Genomic DNA, 20,628 nt, shown 5'->3' on the forward strand with positions numbered 1-20,628 from the left:
ATTTTTTTCATGGCAATTGACGGATTTTAACTTTGAAAGGATTTGGCTACTACATGGCTTCATTAAAAGAAGAAGTTCTCTCTAGAAGAACATTTGCGATTATTTCCCATCCAGATGCGGGAAAAACAACATTAACAGAGAAATTATTACTGTTTGGAGGCGCCATTCGTGATGCTGGAACAGTAAAGGGGAAAAAAACAGGGAAGTATGCCACATCTGACTGGATGGATATTGAAAAGCAACGGGGGATTTCCGTTACTTCCTCTGTGATGCAATTTCAATACGAGGATTATAAAGTTAATATTTTGGATACACCTGGGCATCAAGATTTCAGTGAAGATACGTACCGAACATTAATGGCGGTAGATAGTGCGGTCATGATTGTTGATGCAGCGAAAGGGATCGAAGCCCAAACGATTAAATTATTTAAAGTATGTCGTATGAGAGGCATTCCTATTTTTACGTTTATTAATAAATTGGATCGACAAGCGAAATTGCCGCTTGAACTTCTTGCTGAGCTGGAAGAGGTGCTAGGCATTGAGTCGTATCCGATGAACTGGCCGATTGGAATGGGGAAAGAGTTTTTTGGAATTTATGATCGTTTCAATCAGCGGATTGAACAATTTCGTGTGGAAAATGAAGAAGATCGTTTTCTGCCTTTGAATGAAGAGGGAGAGTTAGCGGTTGATCATGAAATTACGAAATCGGCTTTATATGATCAAACGTTGGAGGAAATTATGCTGCTTGAAGAGGCAGGCAATGAATTTTCGAAAGAACGAATTGCGAACGGTACGCTAACACCTGTGTTTTTCGGTAGTGCGTTAACCAACTTTGGTGTGCAAACCTTTTTAGAGACGTATTTGCAGTTTGCTCCGCCACCACAGCCACGTAGTTCGGACAAGGGAGAGATTGATCCTGTTAGCGAACAATTTTCTGGCTTTATTTTTAAAATCCAAGCGAATATGAATCCTGCTCATCGAGATCGCATTGCGTTCTTTCGAATTTGTTCAGGAAAATTTGAACGAGGTATGAGCGTGACGTTAACAAGAACAGGAAAAACATCTAAAGTGTCACAGTCGACACAATTTTTAGCAGATGATCGTAGCACTGTTAATGAAGCGGTGAGTGGAGATATTATCGGGCTATACGATACGGGCACCTATCAAATTGGCGATACATTAGTCGGAGAAAAACCGCTCTTTCAATATGAAAAATTACCGCAGTTTACACCAGAGCTCTTTGTGAAAGTATCCGCGAAAAATGTGATGAAGCAAAAGAGTTTTCATAAAGGTATTCAGCAACTTGTCCAAGAAGGCGCGATTCAGCTTTATAAAACGTTACACACAGAAAATTATATTCTAGGAGCGGTCGGTCAGCTTCAATTTGAAGTATTTGAGCATCGAATGAAAAGCGAGTATAACTCAGAAGTGATTATGGAGCCGATGGGGTCGAAAATTGCTCGTTGGATCGAAAATGAACAAGATGTGAAAGAAAGTTTGTCTAATTCCCGCAGTCTGCTTGTAAGAGACCGGTATGACCGCCTTGTGTTTTTATTTGAAAATGAATTTGCTTTGCGTTGGTTCAGTGATAAGAATGAACACTTGAAATTATATAATATTATGGAATAAATGAAATGAAAGCCAGTTAGAAAACTTATTTTCTAGCTGGTTTTTATTTATGTGAAAGAATTGATTGACACAAGTGTCCGATTAGATAATAATGAGAGTTATGTGCTTCAATGCAGAAAAGCGTTCAAGTAAAAAAGTGATTGAATACATCAGAGGTGTACAAAATGTTTAAAATTGAGCCATTAATGAAACCTTCGTTAATGCAAGCTTTTGTATTAATTGGAGTAATCATTACAGTCATCAGCACCTCCATTATTAAATTGGAGTCTGTGCCACATATCCCTATTCTTCTTTCGATTTTATTATTGTTAGCTTTTGGGCTACTCAAAAAAATCCCATTTCAAAAGCTTGAAGCAGGCATGCTAGATGGCGCGAAAAGTGGAATGGGTGCGGTCTTTATTTTTTTCTTTATAGGAATTTTAGTAAGCAGCTGGATTTTATCCGGAACGATTCCAACGATGATTCACGCAGCCTTTGGGCTAGTGACCCCTAAGTTTTTTTATAGTGTGGTGTTTCTTGTCACGGCTATTGTGGGCTTAGGCATCGGCAGCTCTTTAACGACGGTAGCCACGCTTGGAGTCGCCTTTATCGGTGTAAGTCAGGCGATGGATGCCTCTGTGGCTATGACAGCTGGTGCAGTTGTTTCTGGCGCTTTTTTTGGAGATAAGATGTCTCCTTTATCAGATACGACTAATTTAGCTGCTTCCATTGTCGGCGTTGATTTATTTGAACATATTCGCAATATGGCATGGACGACGATCCCCGCATTTTTCATAACTGTTTTGTTATTTGCAGGGATTTCACCTGAAATGACGGCAGCTGATTTCCCGAAAATAGAAGGGATTAAAGCGACGCTGTTGGAGATGAATCTAGTTCATTGGTATTCTTGGTTACCTGTTGTTCTATTATTTATCCTTTCTATTAAAAAAGTATCTCCTTTTGTCACGCTGGCATTAAGTTCTATATTAGGGATTGCGTTATCATTTATTCATTCGGATCATGCGGTCGCTTATGTATTGAAAGTGATCTTTTCTGGATATAAAGCAGAGACAGGAAATGCCGAAGTAGATGCATTGTTATCAAGGGGCGGTATGGAAAGTATGATGTTTACCGTTTCTCTCGTCTTGCTTTCTTTAAGTTTAGGAGGTTTGTTGTTTTCCCTTGGCATTATTCCCCGACTATTTGAAGCGATTGAGCACCGCTTGCAAAAAGTATGGAGCACAATCGCAGCAGCGGCTGCTTCCGCGATTGGCGTGAACTTGATTATTGGCGAACAATACTTATCGATCTTGCTAACAGGAGAAGCGTTTGGACGGCAATTTGAAAGAGTAGGTTTAGCAAAGAAAAATTTATCACGAACACTTGAAGATGCTGGTACCGTCATCAATCCGCTTGTTCCTTGGAGTGTGTGTGGGGTGTTTATTACGAAAATGCTTGGCGTTCCTACGATTGACTACTTACCTTTTGCCTTCTTTTGTTTATTAAGTCCAATGTTAACTGTTTTATTTGGAATAACAGGCTGGACATTAACGAAAAATAAATAAAGCTGAAAAGGGGATTAACAAACTTTACTGTTAATCTCCTTTTATTTTAGAGGATGGGTGGCTTGTTTGATAGAAGAGTGATTAAAGTTGTACGTTGTAAATGTGTACATTATAGTTAGGAGGATAAGGTTGAGATTTAGCATATTGGGAAAGGAGAATTTTTTTGAAAATCAGTAATTTTTCCATCAAGAGACCGGTTTTCACTACGGTGATTATGTTTTTAGTCATTATTTTAGGGATTGTGTCTCTATTAAAAATTCCATTAAAGCTTATACCAGATATTAATCCACCGATTGCTGTTGTGGTCACTTCTTATGAAGGAGCGAGTCCGACAGAAGTGGTGGAGAAAGTAACGAAGCCATTAGAAGAAAGCCTATCAACACTTCCGGGAATTAAAAATATTACTTCGACTACGAGGGAAGGATCGAATTTATTGTTACTCGAGTTTTCTTGGAGTACGAAAATTGATGACGTTCAATCAGATGTATTGCAGCGAATTGATCGCACTCCTATTCCTGACGAGGCAAGTAAACCGCAGTTTTTTAAGTTTGATCCATCGCAATTTCCGATTATTCAGTTGTCACTTCAGTCAACAGATAACGAAGAGAATTTAAAAAAGTTAGCATCTGATTTAGAGAAAGACTTAACAACAGTCGAAGGAGTCGCCAGTGTTAGCGTGACAGGTTCTTTAGAAAAAGAAGTAAGGATTGAATTAAAAGAAGAAAAGCTGAAAAAATATAATTTAGCGCAATCCGATGTTGTGCAGCTCATTCAAGCAAATAATATTTCTCTTCCAGGCGATACAGTCGAATCAAATGGAATGTCGTTAACGACGAGGATTGTTAGTCAATTAACGAGTGTCGATGAAATGAAACAATTAGTATTGACGGTGAATCCGCTGAATGGAGAAGAAGTTACGTTAGGTAATGTAGCGAGCGTTGAATTAACAGAAAAAGAGACAGGAACGATCACACGAGCGAATCAGCATTCTGCCGTTTTACTGAGTGTATTGCAACAAGCAGATGCGAATACAGCGGAAGTTTCTAAACAATTTCAAGAAAAATTAAATGAACTTTTGAAGGAAGATCGTTACAAAAAAATCGATGCAGATATCCTATTCGACCAAGGAGATTATATTCGCCTGTCCATCGGCAATATCGGAAATTCTCTTCTTCTTGGCGGTATGTTTGCTATGCTTGTCTTATTTATTTTCCTTAAAAATGTAAGAAGTCCGCTTATTATAGGTGTCGCAATTCCCTACTCTGTTATTGTTACTTTTGTTTTAATGTATTTTGCTGACTTTGACTTAAATATTATGACGCTTGGGGCATTGGCTCTTGGCATTGGAATGCTTGTTGATAATGCGATTGTAGTGATTGAAAATATTTATCGACATTTATCAATGGGGAAAGACGCCAAGCAAGCGGCGCGTGATGGAGCCAAAGAAGTAGGTGGAGCGATAACCGCTTCCACATTAACAACGGTTGCTGTCTTTTTGCCGGTTGTATTCATCTCGGGTATTCTTGGTCAAATTTTTAAAGAGTTTGCTTTAACGATTTCCTTTAGTTTACTAGCGTCATTAGTGGTCGCGTTGACTGTTATTCCAATGATGGCAAGCCGCTGGTTAAAGATGTCAGAATCGACAGGTAAGAAGCAAGCCGCTGCTATGTCACGCTTTGAACAAGCGGTTCGCTGGTCCTTACATCATCGCTTTCTCGTATTAGCAATCTCCTTTGTGTTGTTTATAGGCGGAGCTTTTGGATTAACGACGGTTGGGTCACAATTTCTGCCGCCGACAGACGAAGGATTTTTCAACATTAAAGTCAAACTTGAGAACGGAACAGCTTTACAGGAGACCAATCGTGTGATTGAAGCGATTGAGCAAAAGTTAGAGAAGCAGAAGGATGTCGATGTGTTCGTTAGTTTAGTTGGATCTACTCAGGAGGATTCTTTCCGAGGGACAGGATCAGCCAATGTGGCTGAACTTTATGTGAAGTTAGATCCGCTAGAAAAAAGAGATCGATCTGTTTTTGCTTTTGTGGATGAGATTAAAAACGAGGTAATAACAGCCGCGGAAAATGTAAATAATACAGCAGAAGTGACTTTTAACTTGCAGTCTGCGTCAGGGACAAGCCCGCAAACACTTACGTTTAACGTTCGAGACGCAAGCAAGGAGCGACTCGATCAAGCGGTGAAAGAGATTACAACGGTGATGAAAGACATTCCTGATATCACTGAAATAACAACGAATCGGGAAGAAACCGTTAAAGAAGTTCAAATCACTGTTGACCGGGAGAAAGGGTTAGAGGCAGGCCTTGCCCCTGCTCAAATCGCTTCGATCGTCAATGATGCGACTAGAGGAGTAATTGCTACACAAATTATTAATAAAAATGACGAAGTACAAACAGTGAAAGTGCAATATGATCAAAATGTAACAAAAAATATTGATCGCTTAAAAAACTTATTAGTGAAAACACCTTCTGGGAACTTCATGAAGCTCAAAGACCTTGCGGATATCCAAATTCAAGAAGGGCCGGTAAGCATTCAACGGATTAATCAGCAAGAAGCGGTGCAGTTTACTGCGATGTATACATCCGATACAAACCTTGGAGAAATTTCTAAAAAAGTCGATGAGAAAATAGCGGGGCTTGATTTATCGGATGAAACAAAAATTACTTTTAGTGGAGATCGTGATTTGTTAGAAAGCTCCATTGATGATATGATTATGGCGCTTGTGCTGGCTATTGTTTTAATTTACATCGTGATGGCGGCGCAGTATGAGTCATTTAAATATCCATTTGTGATTATGTTTACGGTCCCATTAATGGTTGTTGGGGTATCGATTGCTTTAACTGTGACAAGAACGCCAATTAGCATTCCAGCTGTCATCGGCATTTTGATCTTAGCAGGCATTGTTGTTAACAATGCGATCGTAATTGTCGATTATATTATTCAGCGAAAAGATAGAGAAGAAAGTAGCTATGAAGCCATTGTTTCTGCTGTTAAAGACCGGGCTCGTCCAATCTTAATGACCGCATTAACCACCATTCTTGGGTTAGTGCCGTTAGCGATGGGGATTGGCGGAGGAACGGAAATTAATCAGCCGATGGGAATTGCTGTGATTGGCGGATTAATTTCAAGCACGTTTTTAACATTGTTTGTCATTCCAGTCGTTTATAGCTTCTTTGATCGAGAAACAAGGAACATGAAAAAAATTAAGCAAACAAAATAGTTTACAATTGGGCTCGTTTTTTTTATAATAAAAAAACAAACAACTGAACCTTCGTTGACATTCGTCAAAGGGGAGTAGCCGTTAGGTAATCTAGTACCTAGAACAAAGTCGTCATTTCATGGATGTCTATCCATCGGCTTTGTTGGCATGATGGAATATCATGCTCAGCGAGACCTTTGCCTTTTTTGGCAAAGGTCTCGCTTTTTTGTTGTTTCGTATTCATTATCAATAAATCATTGGAGGAGATTTAATTTATGGATGCATCATTGTTACTCGAATACGGTTGGGTATTGCTTGTACTCGTCGCTCTAGAAGGAATTTTAGCTGCTGACAATGCTGTTGTGATGGCTGTTATGGTGAAGCACTTGCCGAAAAAAGAACAAAAGAAGGCACTATTCTATGGATTATTAGGCGCATTCATTTTCCGCCTCGCTTCTTTATTCCTTATCTCGTTTTTAGTGGATGTATGGCAAGTGCAGGCGATTGGAGCGATTTACTTATTCTATATTGCCATTAACCATCTATATAAAACTTGGAAGCATAAAAACGGTACCGATAGTCATGAAATTAAGGAAGCTAAAGGTTCTTCTTTCTGGATGACTGTTTTAAAAGTAGAGGTGGCAGACATTGCGTTTGCGATTGACTCGATGCTGGCAGCTGTTGCCTTAGCCCTTACATTAAAACCGGTAGGAACATTCCACATTGGTGGAATCGATGGGGGCCAATTTATTGTCATGTTCCTTGGAGGGTTTATTGGTGTCGTGATCATGCGGTTTGCAGCTACTTGGTTTGTACGTTTATTGCAAAACTATCCTTCACTTGAAACAGCCGCTTTCTTAATTGTTGGCTGGGTAGGTGTGAAACTTGCGGTCTTTACTTTGGCGCATCCGAAAGTCCATATTCTTGATGAACACTTCCCAGAGTCGACAGGATGGAAACTTACTTTCTGGATTGTTCTAGTAGGAATCGCATTGGGCGGTTACTTATTCGCTAAAAAGAAAGGTCCTGTAAGTGAACAAGTAAATTAACTGCATCAAATTGAATAGCTAGTTTTTCAAAAAAGTGTGATCTTCCTTATCACACTTTTTTGTTATGTAAGTTATATTTAACATCATCCCGTTTAAAAAAGAAGTAGCATGGCCATTATTTCAGCCATGCTGGAGTAGGTCATATTTCGTTTCGATTCATGAAAAAGGCCTGCGGTTGACCGTTAGTTGGTTCAAAGTACACGATCAAGTAAGTCTTTTGCTGTATCCACTGACCATTTTGATACATCATTGTTAAGTCTTCAATGACGGTATGTTTATATAACTCTTTTTCGGTTAGATGAAGCGCAGCAAAGTCCGCTCCAAGAAGGTCAGAGTTTTTGAGAATGGCTTGATATAAAAGTGAACGGTCTTTTTTATCAAGCGTTGGAGTCCACCAAGGCTTTCTCGGCTTGTAGCGTTGATTTAATAAATAATCATATTTCATTAAGCTTTGAATATCGTTTACATTTGAGATATTCGAGGCGATTAAAAATTGTAGCAGTCGTTGAAATAAATCCTCTAGCTGATGACCGATACGCTCCCAGCCTTCTTGCTCCCAATAAGCTCCAAAAGATTGGAAAAAGTCAAACGGCGTGTCGAATGATTTGGTTACTAGGTATTCAATTGTTTCATCCATTCGGTGATCATTCCAATACTTTTCAAGCACATCTTCGACTTGTTTAATCTTCACCATATCAGCAAATGACAGCACATTGTTGTGTAAGATTTCGTAAGGCGCATGGTTCATATACACGTAATCATGTTCCTTTGCCCGTAAGCGCAATCCGGTTCCGCGTAGCATTTTCAAAAATCCAAGCTGCAATTCCTCCGGTCTTAACGCAAACACATCGTTAAATGTTTGGCGGAAGGAGGAGTAGTCTTCTTCTGGAAGGCCAGCGATGAGATCAAGATGCTGATCAATTTTCCCCCCTTCTTTCACCATGGTGACCGTTCTTGTTAGCTTTGACCAATTTTGTTTACGCATGACGAGCTCATTCGTTGCATCATTGGTTGATTGAACCCCAATTTCAAAGCGGAAGAGCCCTGCAGGTGCGTGATCGTTTAAAAACTGAATGACTTCGGGGCGCATAATATCTGCTGTAATTTCAAATTGAAACACAGTCCCAGGGAGATGTTCATCAATAAGGAATTGGAACATCTCCATCGCATAGCTACGGCTAATATTAAAAGTCCGGTCGACAAACTTAATTGTTTTTGCCCCGTTAGCCATCAAATAACGAATATCGTCCTTAATTTTTTCACGGTTGAAATAACGAACACCTACTTCAATGGATGATAGGCAAAATTGACAGCGGAACGGGCAGCCACGGCTTGTCTCAATATAAGTAACCCTTTTCGATAACTGAGCTCGGTCTTCTTCAAAGCGAAAAGGAGAGGGAAGCTCACGCAAATCCAGCTTATTTCGTTGAGGGTTAATGACTGGTTTGTCATCCTGGCGATAACCGATACCATGCACGTTGCTCCAATCTTTGTCTCCACTGATTTCATCAAGCAGCTGCTTAAATGTTTCTTCGCCTTCTCCGATGACAATAAAGTCGGCTTCAGGAATGCGTTCAAGCCAGTAGGGAACATCGTAGCTTACCTCTGGACCTCCTAATACTATAACGGTTTGAGGTAGTACTTTTTTGATCATTTCAACTACTTTAATGGTTTCTTCAATGTTCCAAATGTAGCAGCTAAAACCTAAAATGTCCGGCTGTTTTTTATAGAGGTCGGTTACAATATTAATGACAGGATCTTTAATGGTATACTCGGCTAGTTCGACTGGATAATCGGGTTCAGCAAATGCTTTTAAACAACGGATCGCCAAATTGGTATGGATGTATTTGGCATTTAATGTACTTATCGTTACTTTCATTAGATGCTACTCTCCTTATTGCTTTTCTGACATGTTTTTTGAATTAGATTGATGATGAAAGAGCTCTTTAAACTTGGTCCATTTTGCTTCAATGAAAGGCTGAGTGATCGTTGTAACAACAGATGATGATAATAGCATCGTTAACAGCAGAGAAAAGGTTAATAATACAATAATCGACTCTGTTCCATCTTGAAAGTCGCTGTCCCGAAAGCTTTTAATTATGAAGCCGTGCAGTAAATACACATAAAGAGTGTTTTTCCCCCAAGCGGTGAAAAAGAATTTTTTCTTTGGCACAAACGCAAAGAAAAAAGCGATCATGATAAAGTTTAATACATAAAGAACGATGCGAGTAATCATTCCTTCACCGTTTGTAACGGAAAGATCTGCATAGGAAATAGATCCGAAAAACCAATTAAAATCAAAATCTGAATGCGTATAAGCAACGAAAAAGATCAGTATGGCGCTTAGCAGCAAAGGGATTTTTATCATTTTTCTAGATAGAAATTGGAAATGTTCTTTTTTTAAATAATAGCCGACTAAGAAAAATGGGAAAAATACAAATGTACGGGCAAAGCTGAGAACATCTAAATGATGTGGTATACAGCTAACAGTCACTCCCGCGATAAACGTGAACGGAAGTAGAATCGAAGCGGGTAATTTGAGCCACTTCACTGAAATCAGCAATAAAACATTCCAAAAGAATAAACTAAGCAAAAACCATAAAGACCAATGAGGAATCAACAAATCAAGTTCAAAGGAACGCGTTTCATACAAATAAAAATAAAAGATAGAATAAATGATTTGGAATGTAAAAAAAGGTAATAAAATTTTTTGTGCTGTTTTTTTAACATATCCTTTTTTATAAAAGCTTTTTGCAAAAAATCCAGAGACTAATACAAATGCGGGCATATGAAATAAATAAATGCTAGCATATAAAGCGAAAATGGGAGGACTATCACTAATATACGAACGAAGAAAATGACCAAACACGACAAAGACAATTAAAATAAACTTTGCGTTGTCAAAGTAATAATCCCTTTTAGACATTATGCATCACCTTTTGAAATGGTTATTCTGTTCTTGAATCTTGACTTCATTATGACGATAATAAAATTATAAATACATCATAGCATTATACATGATTTTCATTTTGTCTGCTAATACAATCTGCAAAGGGGAGTGGAGCATGAAGCGATTATTTATCCATATGTTAAGTCCAATTGGTCCTTTATCCATTGTAAGAAATGAAAAAGGGATTTGTTCAATCCAGTTTTCTTTGTTGCAGGAAGAAGAGGATAGGGTCTTTCAACCAGATGATGTTTTGTTAAAAGAAGCGGTTAGACAATTAGGCGAATATTTCGAACAAAATCGTACTGATTTTGACCTACCAATAGATATAACAGGAACCGATTTCCAACAAGCGGTTTGGAATGCTTTACGGCATATTCCCATTGGCGAAACAAGATCTTATAGTGAAATTGCTGAACGAATTGGCAATAAAAAAGCGGTACGTGCAGTTGGACAAGCCAATAAAGCGAATCCGGTTCCGATTGTCATTCCATGTCATCGGGTGATTGGAAAAAATCAATCATTAACTGGGTATGCCGGAAAGGAAATCGATAAAAAAAGAAAGTTGCTTAAACTAGAAGGGGTGTTATAAAACAAATCATGAAAAAGGATGCCTCAGAACCGAGTTGGTTTGTGAAGCATCCTTTGTATTCAGCGTTAATTTTGTTTTGTTTATTCAGTAGGTCTTGTTTGTAGCGGAAGGGCAATGCTGACTGTCGTTCCAAACCCAAATTCACTTTCAATTTCAATTGTCCCATCAAATGAGTCAACAATTCGTTTACAGACGACAAGCCCAAGGCCTGTTCCATTTTCTTTTGAAGTAAAGAAAGGTTTAAACAATTGATCTTGTTTCTCTTTTTCGATTCCGGGACCATCGTCTGTAATCAATAACTGGCAATGGTCTTCTTTTTTTAATATTGTTAATCGCAATTCTCCGCCATTATTCATCGCTTCAAAGGCGTTTTTCGTTAAATTTAAAATGACTTGTTTTAGTTGGTCAACATTGACTTTCACCCATGTTTCCTGATCGGGTAAAGTCACTTTATAGTCAACAGAATATAGATTAGCTTCTGAATAGATTAATGGATTTAAATCAGAAACAATATCTCTTATATCGACTATGCTGACTTTTTGAGCGGTTGGTTTTCCTAGTATTAATAGCTCGCTGACAATCTGATTAATGCGCGCTATTTCTTTATTAATGATGGAAAAATAAAATTCATCTTCTTGATCGTTATATTTTTCATTTAATAATTGAACAAGTCCTTTAATTCCGGTTAAAGGATTTCTGATTTCGTGAGCCGTACTTGCCGCTAGTGTTCCGATTAATTCTAGCTTTTGCGATTCTTGCTGCATTCTTTCAATGCCTGTTTGTCTTTTGAGCATCATATATTTAATGAATAAATAAACAATGTGCAACAAGACAATGAAAACAACTGCAAACAGGAATGTATAGCCGATAAAGCTGTTGTTTTTTTGTTCGTCTGTTGAAATGACTAAGTTCCAAGGAAGTTGAGAGAGTGGATATTTAAAAGAAAGCTCATTCTCTGACGACTTAGATGTTTCGTTAACTGAAAATACGGGAATTTGTTTAGCATTTTCAAAGAAAATTGAGTGTTCCGGTGTAAGTACCTTCATAATATTTTTCATATAATCTAAGCGGATATGAGAAACAATAATCGCCTCTACTTGTTCATTTTTTAAAACAGGTGTAGCGACAGCAATAACCGCTTGATTATTTGAAAGAGTTTCTACCTCATCTGATACAGCTGTATCCTTTGTTAATAATACTTCTTTAATATATTGCTTATTTCTCAAGTTGTATTGCTTTAAATAGTCATTTGTTCCAACAAGTAAGTTGCCCTCAAAGTCAAGCAAATAGATACCGCCATACCGAGGGTCTTGATTCGCCATTTTTTTAAAGATGCTTTTTACTTTATTTACATTATCCATTTCTTCTTCGATGCTGACAGCTAGTATATCTAAACTTACTTTTGTTTCACTAATAAATTGATCCATTTGATTTTTATGCAAACTAGCTATCCATTCTAGCTCTTGATTGTGCTCTTCACCAGCACGATTAGAAAGAAAATCGTAAAAACCAATAATCGCTAGAATAGAAGGGAGGATAACGATAAAAATATATATGAATCTACCATGTTTTTTCATTGATTTTCGTCCTTTAAAAGAGTCATTCCTTTATATTATAACAAAAAAATTGTTATTTCCCGAAATAAGTTGCAGATAGGTGAATTTCTACATAAGAAAATGGTTTAATTTAGAAAGGGAAACAAATGACAAAATAAGGGAGAAGGGATTACATGGATCATATAAAGCTGATTATACTTGAAACAAGCGATTTGCATGGAGCGATCTTGCCCATTCAGTATAGTTCGAACACACCTGCAAATATTGGACTGGCGAAACTTGCTTCTTATATGAAGAAGATCAGGAGTGAGAATGAACATGTGTTAGTGATTGATAATGGAGATTTTATGCAAGGGACGCCGTTAGCCAGCTACTATTTTCGGATGTTAAGGCAAAAGGTACATCCGATGATTATTGGAATGAATAAATTGCAGTATGATGCGGCTGTTTTAGGCAATCATGAGTTTAATTATGGCCTAGATACTTTAACAAAAGTAGCTGCTGATGCCACGTTCCCTTTTCTAAGCTGTAACATCTTAAGTGGTGAAACAGGAAAGCCTTTCTTTGGCACACCCTATGTCATTAAAACATTTTCATCAGGAATCAAAGCGGCTGTTCTAGGTGTAACTACCCATTATATCCCCAATTGGGAAAAGCCATCGCATATTGAAGGGCTTATATTTGAAGATGCGGTGACAGCTACTTCCAATTGGGTGAAGCATATTCGAGAAGTGGAACAACCGGATATTATGATCGTTTCTTATCATGGCGGATTTGAAGTCGATTTAGCCACGGGTAAGCGCATTGAGCCTTTTGAAAAAGGAGAAAATCAAGCTTATCGCCTTTGCATGGAGGTAGAAGGAATTGATGTGCTACTCACAGGGCATCAGCATCGTCAAGAACAACAAATAATTAATGGAGTAGCGGTGGTTCAACCAGGCTACAAGGGACAGGCGATCGGTCAAGTGACAGCTGAATTTGTGAAAGAGAATCAGCAATACAAGCTGCAGCAAACATTCCCTGAAACGATACAGACGGTGGATTTAACTGCAGATCAAAGTCTTATGAATCTGATTGAACCTTATGAACAAGGGACACAAAAGTGGCTAGATGAAGTGCTTGGCACAGTCGAAGGAGATATGCGTATTCATGATCCTTTTCAAGCACGGTTAGCCGAGCATCCAATGATTGAATTAATTCATAAAGTACAGATGGATGCCGCTCATGTTGATATTTCCAGCACGGCGCTTTTTCACAATGATTCACCAGGTTTGCCGTCTCATATCACAATGAGATCCATTGTCTCTAATTATATTTATCCGAACTCGTTAATGGTGATAGAAGTCACTGGAGAGGACATTAAGCAGGCATTAGAGCGGTCAGCTTCGTATTTTACACTCATTGGTGATGAGCCAGCAGTGAGCGCAGACTTTTCACGTCCTAAGCCGCAGCACTATAACTACGATATGTGGGAGGGGATTGAGTATACAATCGATTTGAGACGTTCACCAGGCAATCGAATCATACAGGCGATGTATCAAGGAGAACCGCTTAACACTCACCAGCGATACAAAGTAGTAATGAATAACTACCGTGCAGGTGGGGGCGGGGATTACTTGATGTTTAAAGGAAAAAAGGTTATAAAGGAAATACAAACCGATATGACAGAGCTTCTTGCGGCCTATATTCGAAAGCGCAGAACGATCAAAGCAGAAGTCAATAATAATTGGAATGTGATCATTCCTTCAGTGTAAAGAAATGAGTGGAAAAGATGAACAATGAAAAAAGCAAGCAATCTTTAAAACTATTTATTGTGTTATCTCGGGCAACGAAAGTGATCAATGAACAGGTGAATGAATATATTTATGAGTCAGGATTAAACCCGACAGAGTTTGCCGTATTAGAATTGTTATATCATAAAGGTCCCCAACCGTTGCAACAGATTGGTAATAAAATTTTAATGGCAAGTGGAAGCATTACATATGTCGTAGATAAGCTAGAGAAAAAGCATTTGCTTGCTCGTAAAGCTAATGAGAAGGATCGCCGGGTTATTCATGCAGAAATAACCGATCAAGGTAAAGCGCTTATTGACGAAATTTTTCCGCAACACGAACAAAATATTCATCGATTAATGGGCGCATTGTCAGAAGAAGAAAAAGAGATGGCGATCACTTTAATACGTAAATTAGGACTGTCGATTAAGAGTTTATCGTGAGAAAGAGGGGAATAAGATGAAATTTACTGAATATACGTATGAACGTCCGAATATTGAGAAAGCGGCTGCTAAAACAGATGAATTGCTTCAGCGCTTTGCGAAGGCGCAGACAGCAGCTGAACAGATTGAGCTATTAAACAAAATCAATCAAATCCGCAATGAGATTAGCACGATGATGGATCTTTGTTATATTCGCTATACGATTGATACGACGGATGCATTTTATCAAAAAGAACAGGATTACATGGATGAAATGTCACCTAGAATGGAAGAAATTTCAGCCAAATTAAACCGGGCATTGCTGTCTTCTCATCATAGAGTCGAACTAGAAAAGGCGTTAGGAAAGCAATTGTTTTTAACAGCAGAAGCTCAAGTAAAAACTTTTTCTGAAGATATTCTTCCTTTGCTTGAGAAAGAAAATAAGCTGTCTTCACAATACACGCAGTTAGTGGCTTCCGCACAAATTGAATTCAATGGTGAAACCCTTACGCTAGCACAGCTAGAACCTTATGCGGAAGTAGCTGATCGGACTCTCCGCAAACAGGCGGTAGAAGCTCGCTTTGCTTTTTTTGCCGAACATGAAGAATCGTTTGATGAGCTCTATGATCAATTAGTAAAAGTGAGAACAGAGATTGCTCAAAAGCTTGGCTTTAACAATTTCACTGAACTTGGCTATTATCGCTTAAATCGAGTGGATTATGATGCGTCAATGGTGAAAGGCTATCGAGAGCAAATTAAACAGCATATCGTTCCACTAGCTACAAAATTAAGAAATGAACAACAAAAGCGTATTGGTGTGGATTCTTTGAAGTTTTATGATGAAGCGTATCAATTTACGACCGGGAATGCCAAACCAAAAGGGGATGCCGCCTGGATTGTCAACAACGGAAAGAAAATGTATGAGGAACTATCTCAAGAGACAGCTGAGTTCTTTCAATTTATGCTTGACCGCCAGCTCATGGACTTAGAAGCGAAAAAGGGGAAAGCCGGCGGTGGATATTGCACATATATGCATAATTATCGCTCGCCGTTTATCTTTGCTAATTTCAATGGAACGTCCGGAGATATTGATGTGTTAACACATGAGGCAGGGCACGCTTTTCAAGTATATTGCAGCAGAGATTTTGCTGTGCCTGAATATTTGTGGCCAACGTATGAAGCGTGTGAAATTCATTCGATGAGCATGGAGTTTTTCACTTGGCCGTGGATGGAACTGTTTTTCAAAGAAGATACGGAGAAATATAAGTATGCTCATTTGAGTGGAGCCCTTTTATTTTTGCCTTATGGAGCGGCTGTGGATGAATTTCAGCATCGGGTGTATGAACAGCCAAATCTCACACCAGCAGAAAGAAAAGCTGTATGGAAGGAAATTGAACAGCAATATTTGCCACATCGAGATTATGATGGGATCCCTTATTTAGAAGCGGGCGGTTTTTGGCAGCGTCAAGGCCATATATATGATGTGCCGTTTTACTATATTGATTACACGCTTGCGCAAGTTTGTGCTCTTCAATTTTGGAAGCGGATGGATGAGGATCGAGAAGCGGCATGGAAGGATTATGTAGCCATTTGTCAAATTGGAGGTAGTCGCTCTTTTACTGAAATTGTTGAAAAAGCAAACCTCATTTCTCCTTTTGAAGAAGGGTGTATTGTCTCCGTCTTACAGCCAATCGAAAAATGGTTGGAGGAAGGAATGGAAAAAGTAAAGCAATTATAGCGAGTAAAACAGCAAAAAGTGCCCAGCTTAGGGCACTTTTTTGCTTAAGCAATGATTTTGATTTCTCCCTCTCTCATCACGGCTTGCAGTTGTTTTACTTCTGAGTGATCTAAAATAAAGTCAGCGATGCGATCTTCTAGTTGTTCTTGAATGACTCGGCGAAGTGGACGGGCACCGAATGCAGGATGGTAGCCTAGCTCACTTAATTTTTGTTTCACTTCATCGGAAACTTGAAGTTCCATTTGCTGTTCTTGTAATGTTTCATTTAATTGGTGAAGCATTAAATCAACAATTTGTAATAAATGATCTTTATCGAGAGCTTGAAACTCGATAATATTGTCAAAGCGGTTTAGAAACTCCGGCTTAAAGAAACTGCTTAAGGAATCTAAGATGGAGTTTTCTTTTGAATCAGCGTTCTTTTCAAAGCCAACGGTGATCGATTTATTTGCTACACCAGCATTGCTTGTCATAATAATGACCGTATCTTTAAAGCTGACTGTTCGTCCTTGGCTATCTGTTAAACGACCGTCTTCGAGAATTTGTAAAAACATATGTTGTACATCAGGGTGTGCTTTTTCAATTTCATCTAGCAAGATAATGCTGTATGGATTGCGACGGACCTTTTCTGTTAATTGCCCTGCCTCTTCATGACCGACATATCCTGGAGGGGAACCGATCAATTTAGATACGCTATGCTTCTCCATGTACTCACTCATATCAAGACGAATCATTGCATCTTGTGATCCAAATAATTCTTCTGCCAATGTTTTGGTTAATTCTGTTTTCCCCACACCTGTTGGACCAACGAATAAAAATGACCCAATTGGACGTTTTTTCGATTTCAAACCAGCGCGATTGCGGCGGATCGCTTTCGCTACTTTTTTGACAGCTTCAGCTTGTCCAATGACTTTCTTTGTAAGATTTTCTTCTAAATGCTGCATTTTTTGTTGTTCGTCTTGTTGCAGTTTTCCAACTGGAATGCCTGTTTTCTGTTCAATCAAGTAATGGATTTCTTCAATGGTAACGACAGGTTTTTCTGTAGAGCCTTCCGTTTGATTCAACTGTTCTTCTAGCTTTGTCTCTTCATCTCGAAGCTTAGCTGCTTTTTCATATTCTTCTTTTTGGAGAGCAGCTGTTTTTTCTTTTGCTAGTTCCGCTAAGCGTTGTTGTATGCTCTCTTTATCTTGTGTATTGATGGTTAAGTTTAATTTGGATCCCGCTTCATCCATCAAATCAATGGCTTTATCTGGAAGGAACCGATCTTGAATGTAACGATGAGAAAGAGTGACGCAAGCTTCAATCGCCTCTTTAGTGAAGGTTATTTCATGAAAATCTTCATAGCGTTTTTGTAAGCCAGTTAAAATGGCAATTGCTTCTTCAACGGATGGCTCATTCACTTGTACTGGCTGAAATCGGCGTTCAAGAGCGGCATCTTTTTCGATTTGGCGATATTCCTTTAATGTTGTTGCCCCAATTAATTGAAGTTCCCCGCGAGCAAGTGCCGGTTTTAATATATTGCCGGCATCCATGGAGCCTTCGGCAGAGCCTGCGCCGACAAGAAGATGGATTTCATCGATGAAAAGAATAATATTTTTATGATGCTGAAGCTCTGTAATTAATTGTTTCATTCTTTCTTCGAATTGACCGCGAATGCCTGTGTTAGCGACAAGTGAAGCGACATCAAGCAAGTATACTTCTTTGTTTTTCAGTTTTGCTGGCACATCGCCTTCTGCAATTTTTAAAGCGAGCCCCTCTGCAATGGCTGTTTTCCCAACACCTGGTTCTCCGATTAATACAGGATTATTTTTGTTGCGTCGATTTAATACTTCAATGACGCGTTTCACTTCTTTCTCTCGTCCAATTACTGGATCGATGATACCAGCCTTCGCCATATTCGTTAAGTTTCTCCCGAATTGATCAAGAAAACCGCTTCCTCCTTTGCTCATTTCTTGTGGTGCTTCATCTATTTTTTTGTTTTGTTGAGGAGGAAAGCCTTTTATCCATTCATCGATCGGGAAGTGCCCGAAGCCTTGGGAATGAAAGGATTGACCAATGGCTTGTTTATTTTTTTGATAGCATGCTGAACATAAAAGCGCATGTGTCTCTTGACCGTTTACATTCATTCGTAATTGAACATTTGCTCTTTTTTGTTGACATTTTTGACATAACATATTGTTTCAACCCCTTTTTTTTTTTTTTTGACTTTGACTATCTTTGACTTTATATCTGTATTATACTTTGACCTTTTTTGACTTTCAAGTACTTTGTCTAAAATATTTGTTTTTTCTTCTTAATATGGATGGAAAAGCATAAAGTGAAATAATGGGTAAGAAGTGAGGGGTGCATAGTGAGAACGTGGAGCGGTGCATGCCAAGTGGCAGCTGTTTATATAGGTACTGTGATTGGAGCGGGTTTTGCTACCGGCAAAGAAATTGTACAGTTCTTTTCGCAATTCGGGTTTTACGGCTTGCTTGGCATGATCATTAGCGGGGGACTGTTTATTTTTTTAGGAGCGAAACTGATGATGACCTCAATTGAACTGGGAGCTTCTTCTTTTGAAGAATTTAATGTATTTTTATTTGGAAGAAAGTTAGGGAAAGTTGTGACAGTTATCCAGTTTATCATGCTTATTGGTGTCTTAGGTGTGATGCTTTCTGGATCAGGCGCTCTATTTGATGAACGGTTTCATTGGCCGGCGAACGTTGGCATCTTATTGACTATTTTTATTGGATTGTTAGTCATGACAAGAGGGCTACAAGGGTTGTTAGCTGTGAATGTCTTCGTTGTTCCACTTATGCTTGTCTTTCAGTTTTTGTTGGCGATAGAAGTAGCGGCTAGTCCTGTTTTTTTTCAGACGCTGCTCATGCAGAAAGAAGCTGATTTGACGTGGAAAATGTGGACAGCTCCTTTCGTTTACACCGCGCTTAATTTAATACTGGCTCAAGCTGTACTCGTGCCACTTGCTTATGAAATTAAGGACAAGCGTGTGATTAAGAGGGGAGCTTTTCTTGGTGGAGGCGTGTTAATGCTATTGATGATTGCCAGTCATGTAAGTCTGATTCAATTAGTTAATCTCTCTTCATATGAAATCCCGATGGCTAAAGTAGTGGAGACGTATTTGCCCGCTTTTCATTATGTGTATACAATATTAATTTATGGAGAAATATTTACGACTGTTGTTGGAAATGCTTACGGCTTGAAGCAACAGCTAGAGAAACGAATACCATGGACTCCAAGCGTTCTTTTTGCTGCTATATTTATAGCTGGCTTTTTACTTAGTCAAATTTCTTACGGTATGCTGTTGTCTTTTCTTTATCCGCTTTTTGGATGGATTGGTCTAGTATTTCTTCTATTATTATGGAAAAAATAACTGAAAGCAGGCGCTGATCGCCTGCTTTCAGTTATTGTGGGTATTCCACTATTTGAGCGGAAGAAAGATAATTAGTAGTAAATCAAACACTAAATGAGAAATAATTAATGTTGGAATGCTGCGCTTCCATACGTATAAAGTTCCCCAAAATAATCCGGCTAAGAAAGCTGCAAACATCCACATGAACTTTTCAGAGTAAATAAAGATCGATGCATAGAGCGAGGCGCTAACTAAAATAGCTGTCAGGTCATTAAAATAGTTAGAGAGCCGCTTTTGAACAAATCCGCGCCAAAATAGTTCTTCTCCGGGAATAAACACTAGTAAAAGAACGATATAGTGCCATAAAAATTGCGGAGAGTACCATTTGTACATAGAAGTCACTTGTTTTTCTAATGAGAAAGGCAGCATTGGAAGCAATAGATGTCCAATCCAAAACAAGGTATACAGAAGAAGACCTGATAATAAACCATATTTAATAAAACTGGTTGTCTTTTGTTTATCATCAATTTTCTCATTTACGATTGCGAAGCTAATAAAAAAAAGATTTGCAGCTGTATATATGTACCAAAATATATCACGGTCAGAAAAAGTAATATAAAGCAGAATGTGTGCTAGTACAAGGCTGACAGCTAACCGCCAATCTTTAAGAACTGCCATTGTCTTAAACTCCTTTCTTTAACTACAGCCATTATTTTAACAAAAAGCAGCTTAAATTGTAATGAATAAGTTTTGACAGAAACAAGCCTGCTCCCCAAGTGACATCACTTAGGAAGCAGGCTTGTTTTCAACAATAGCTCGT

General features: G+C 38.6%; 14 protein-coding genes and 1 riboswitch. Of the genes, 9 read left to right on the forward strand and 5 right to left on the reverse strand.

The window, feature by feature from the left end:
* Nucleotides 1-53: 53 nt before the first annotated feature.
* From IRB43_RS03890 to IRB43_RS03905, 4 genes are all read left to right on the forward strand, one after another.
* Nucleotides 54-1,628: a peptide chain release factor 3 gene (locus IRB43_RS03890; protein WP_203362133.1), complete on the forward strand. Its 1,575-nt coding sequence runs from the start codon at nucleotides 54-56 to the stop codon at nucleotides 1,626-1,628.
* A gap of 164 nt (nucleotides 1,629-1,792) precedes the next feature.
* The gene (nhaC, locus tag IRB43_RS03895) at nucleotides 1,793-3,172 is read left to right on the forward strand and encodes a Na+/H+ antiporter NhaC (protein WP_203362134.1); all 1,380 of its coding nucleotides are present in this window, start codon (nucleotides 1,793-1,795) and stop codon (nucleotides 3,170-3,172) included.
* A gap of 163 nt (nucleotides 3,173-3,335) precedes the next feature.
* The gene (locus IRB43_RS03900; protein WP_203362135.1) at nucleotides 3,336-6,404 is read left to right on the forward strand and encodes an efflux RND transporter permease subunit; all 3,069 of its coding nucleotides are present in this window, start codon (nucleotides 3,336-3,338) and stop codon (nucleotides 6,402-6,404) included.
* 57 nt (nucleotides 6,405-6,461) lie between these two features.
* A riboswitch (yybP-ykoY riboswitch) is annotated at nucleotides 6,462-6,570 on the forward strand.
* A gap of 88 nt (nucleotides 6,571-6,658) precedes the next feature.
* Nucleotides 6,659-7,432 carry a TerC family protein gene (locus IRB43_RS03905; protein ID WP_203362136.1) on the forward strand — a complete coding sequence of 258 codons (774 nt, stop codon included), beginning with the start codon at nucleotides 6,659-6,661 and terminating at the stop codon, nucleotides 7,430-7,432.
* 139 nt (nucleotides 7,433-7,571) lie between these two features.
* On the opposite strand, the gene IRB43_RS03910 is transcribed toward IRB43_RS03905, so the two are convergent.
* Both IRB43_RS03910 and IRB43_RS03915 read right to left on the reverse strand, forming a co-directional pair.
* On the reverse strand, nucleotides 7,572-9,311 hold the full coding sequence (locus IRB43_RS03910) for a B12-binding domain-containing radical SAM protein (RefSeq protein ID WP_203362137.1): 1,740 nt from the start codon (nucleotides 9,309-9,311) through the stop codon (nucleotides 7,572-7,574).
* A 15-nt stretch (nucleotides 9,312-9,326) separates the two neighbouring features.
* Nucleotides 9,327-10,358 carry an acyltransferase family protein gene (locus IRB43_RS03915; protein WP_203362138.1) on the reverse strand — a complete coding sequence of 344 codons (1,032 nt, stop codon included), beginning with the start codon at nucleotides 10,356-10,358 and terminating at the stop codon, nucleotides 9,327-9,329.
* A 139-nt stretch (nucleotides 10,359-10,497) separates the two neighbouring features.
* On the opposite strand from IRB43_RS03915, the gene IRB43_RS03920 reads away from it, so the two are divergent.
* Complete coding sequence (locus tag IRB43_RS03920) at nucleotides 10,498-10,971, forward strand: methylated-DNA--[protein]-cysteine S-methyltransferase (protein ID WP_203362139.1); 474 nt, start codon at nucleotides 10,498-10,500, stop codon at nucleotides 10,969-10,971.
* Nucleotides 10,972-11,051: 80 nt separating this feature from the next.
* On the opposite strand, the gene IRB43_RS03925 is transcribed toward IRB43_RS03920, so the two are convergent.
* The gene (locus IRB43_RS03925; protein ID WP_203362140.1) at nucleotides 11,052-12,548 is read right to left on the reverse strand and encodes a PAS domain-containing sensor histidine kinase; all 1,497 of its coding nucleotides are present in this window, start codon (nucleotides 12,546-12,548) and stop codon (nucleotides 11,052-11,054) included.
* Nucleotides 12,549-12,700: 152 nt separating this feature from the next.
* Between IRB43_RS03925 and IRB43_RS03930 the strand changes: the two genes are divergently transcribed.
* The 3 genes from IRB43_RS03930 to IRB43_RS03940 are packed head-to-tail and all read left to right on the forward strand — an operon-like array spanning nucleotide 12,701 to nucleotide 16,459.
* On the forward strand, nucleotides 12,701-14,281 hold the full coding sequence (locus tag IRB43_RS03930) for a bifunctional metallophosphatase/5'-nucleotidase (protein ID WP_203362141.1): 1,581 nt from the start codon (nucleotides 12,701-12,703) through the stop codon (nucleotides 14,279-14,281).
* Between the two features lie 17 nt (nucleotides 14,282-14,298).
* The gene (locus IRB43_RS03935; protein WP_203362142.1) at nucleotides 14,299-14,742 is read left to right on the forward strand and encodes a MarR family winged helix-turn-helix transcriptional regulator; all 444 of its coding nucleotides are present in this window, start codon (nucleotides 14,299-14,301) and stop codon (nucleotides 14,740-14,742) included.
* A 16-nt stretch (nucleotides 14,743-14,758) separates the two neighbouring features.
* On the forward strand, nucleotides 14,759-16,459 hold the full coding sequence (locus IRB43_RS03940; RefSeq protein WP_203362143.1) for a M3 family oligoendopeptidase: 1,701 nt from the start codon (nucleotides 14,759-14,761) through the stop codon (nucleotides 16,457-16,459).
* Between the two features lie 44 nt (nucleotides 16,460-16,503).
* On the opposite strand, the gene IRB43_RS03945 is transcribed toward IRB43_RS03940, so the two are convergent.
* Nucleotides 16,504-18,630, reverse strand: coding sequence for an ATP-dependent Clp protease ATP-binding subunit (locus IRB43_RS03945; RefSeq protein ID WP_203362144.1), 2,127 nt, complete (start codon nucleotides 18,628-18,630; stop codon nucleotides 16,504-16,506).
* Between the two features lie 176 nt (nucleotides 18,631-18,806).
* Between IRB43_RS03945 and IRB43_RS03950 the strand changes: the two genes are divergently transcribed.
* On the forward strand, nucleotides 18,807-19,829 hold the full coding sequence (locus tag IRB43_RS03950) for a YkvI family membrane protein (protein WP_238941798.1): 1,023 nt from the start codon (nucleotides 18,807-18,809) through the stop codon (nucleotides 19,827-19,829).
* A 48-nt stretch (nucleotides 19,830-19,877) separates the two neighbouring features.
* On the opposite strand, the gene IRB43_RS03955 is transcribed toward IRB43_RS03950, so the two are convergent.
* Nucleotides 19,878-20,486: a CPBP family intramembrane glutamic endopeptidase gene (locus IRB43_RS03955; protein WP_203362145.1), complete on the reverse strand. Its 609-nt coding sequence runs from the start codon at nucleotides 20,484-20,486 to the stop codon at nucleotides 19,878-19,880.
* Nucleotides 20,487-20,628 lie beyond the last annotated feature (142 nt).

Origin of the sequence: Bacillus sp. REN10, from assembly GCF_016820555.1 — a bacterium.
Classification (GTDB): Bacteria; Bacillota; Bacilli; order Bacillales; family Domibacillaceae; genus Bacillus_CE.

Bases quoted from the DNA above. Each gene is read 5' to 3' on its own strand.
- IRB43_RS03890 (WP_203362133.1), top strand. From the start codon at position 54: ATGGCTTCATTAAAAGAAGAAGTTCTCTCTAGAAGAACATTTGCGATT.
- nhaC (WP_203362134.1), top strand. From the start codon at position 1,793: ATGTTTAAAATTGAGCCATTAATGAAACCTTCGTTAATGCAAGCTTTT.
- IRB43_RS03905 (WP_203362136.1), top strand. From the start codon at position 6,659: ATGGATGCATCATTGTTACTCGAATACGGTTGGGTATTGCTTGTACTC.
- IRB43_RS03910 (WP_203362137.1), bottom strand. From the start codon at position 9,311: ATGAAAGTAACGATAAGTACATTAAATGCCAAATACATCCATACCAAT.
- IRB43_RS03915 (WP_203362138.1), bottom strand. From the start codon at position 10,358: ATGTCTAAAAGGGATTATTACTTTGACAACGCAAAGTTTATTTTAATT.
- IRB43_RS03920 (WP_203362139.1), top strand. From the start codon at position 10,498: ATGAAGCGATTATTTATCCATATGTTAAGTCCAATTGGTCCTTTATCC.
- IRB43_RS03925 (WP_203362140.1), bottom strand. From the start codon at position 12,548: ATGAAAAAACATGGTAGATTCATATATATTTTTATCGTTATCCTCCCT.
- IRB43_RS03930 (WP_203362141.1), top strand. From the start codon at position 12,701: ATGGATCATATAAAGCTGATTATACTTGAAACAAGCGATTTGCATGGA.
- IRB43_RS03935 (WP_203362142.1), top strand. From the start codon at position 14,299: ATGAACAATGAAAAAAGCAAGCAATCTTTAAAACTATTTATTGTGTTA.
- IRB43_RS03940 (WP_203362143.1), top strand. From the start codon at position 14,759: ATGAAATTTACTGAATATACGTATGAACGTCCGAATATTGAGAAAGCG.
- IRB43_RS03945 (WP_203362144.1), bottom strand. From the start codon at position 18,630: ATGTTATGTCAAAAATGTCAACAAAAAAGAGCAAATGTTCAATTACGA.
- IRB43_RS03955 (WP_203362145.1), bottom strand. From the start codon at position 20,486: ATGGCAGTTCTTAAAGATTGGCGGTTAGCTGTCAGCCTTGTACTAGCA.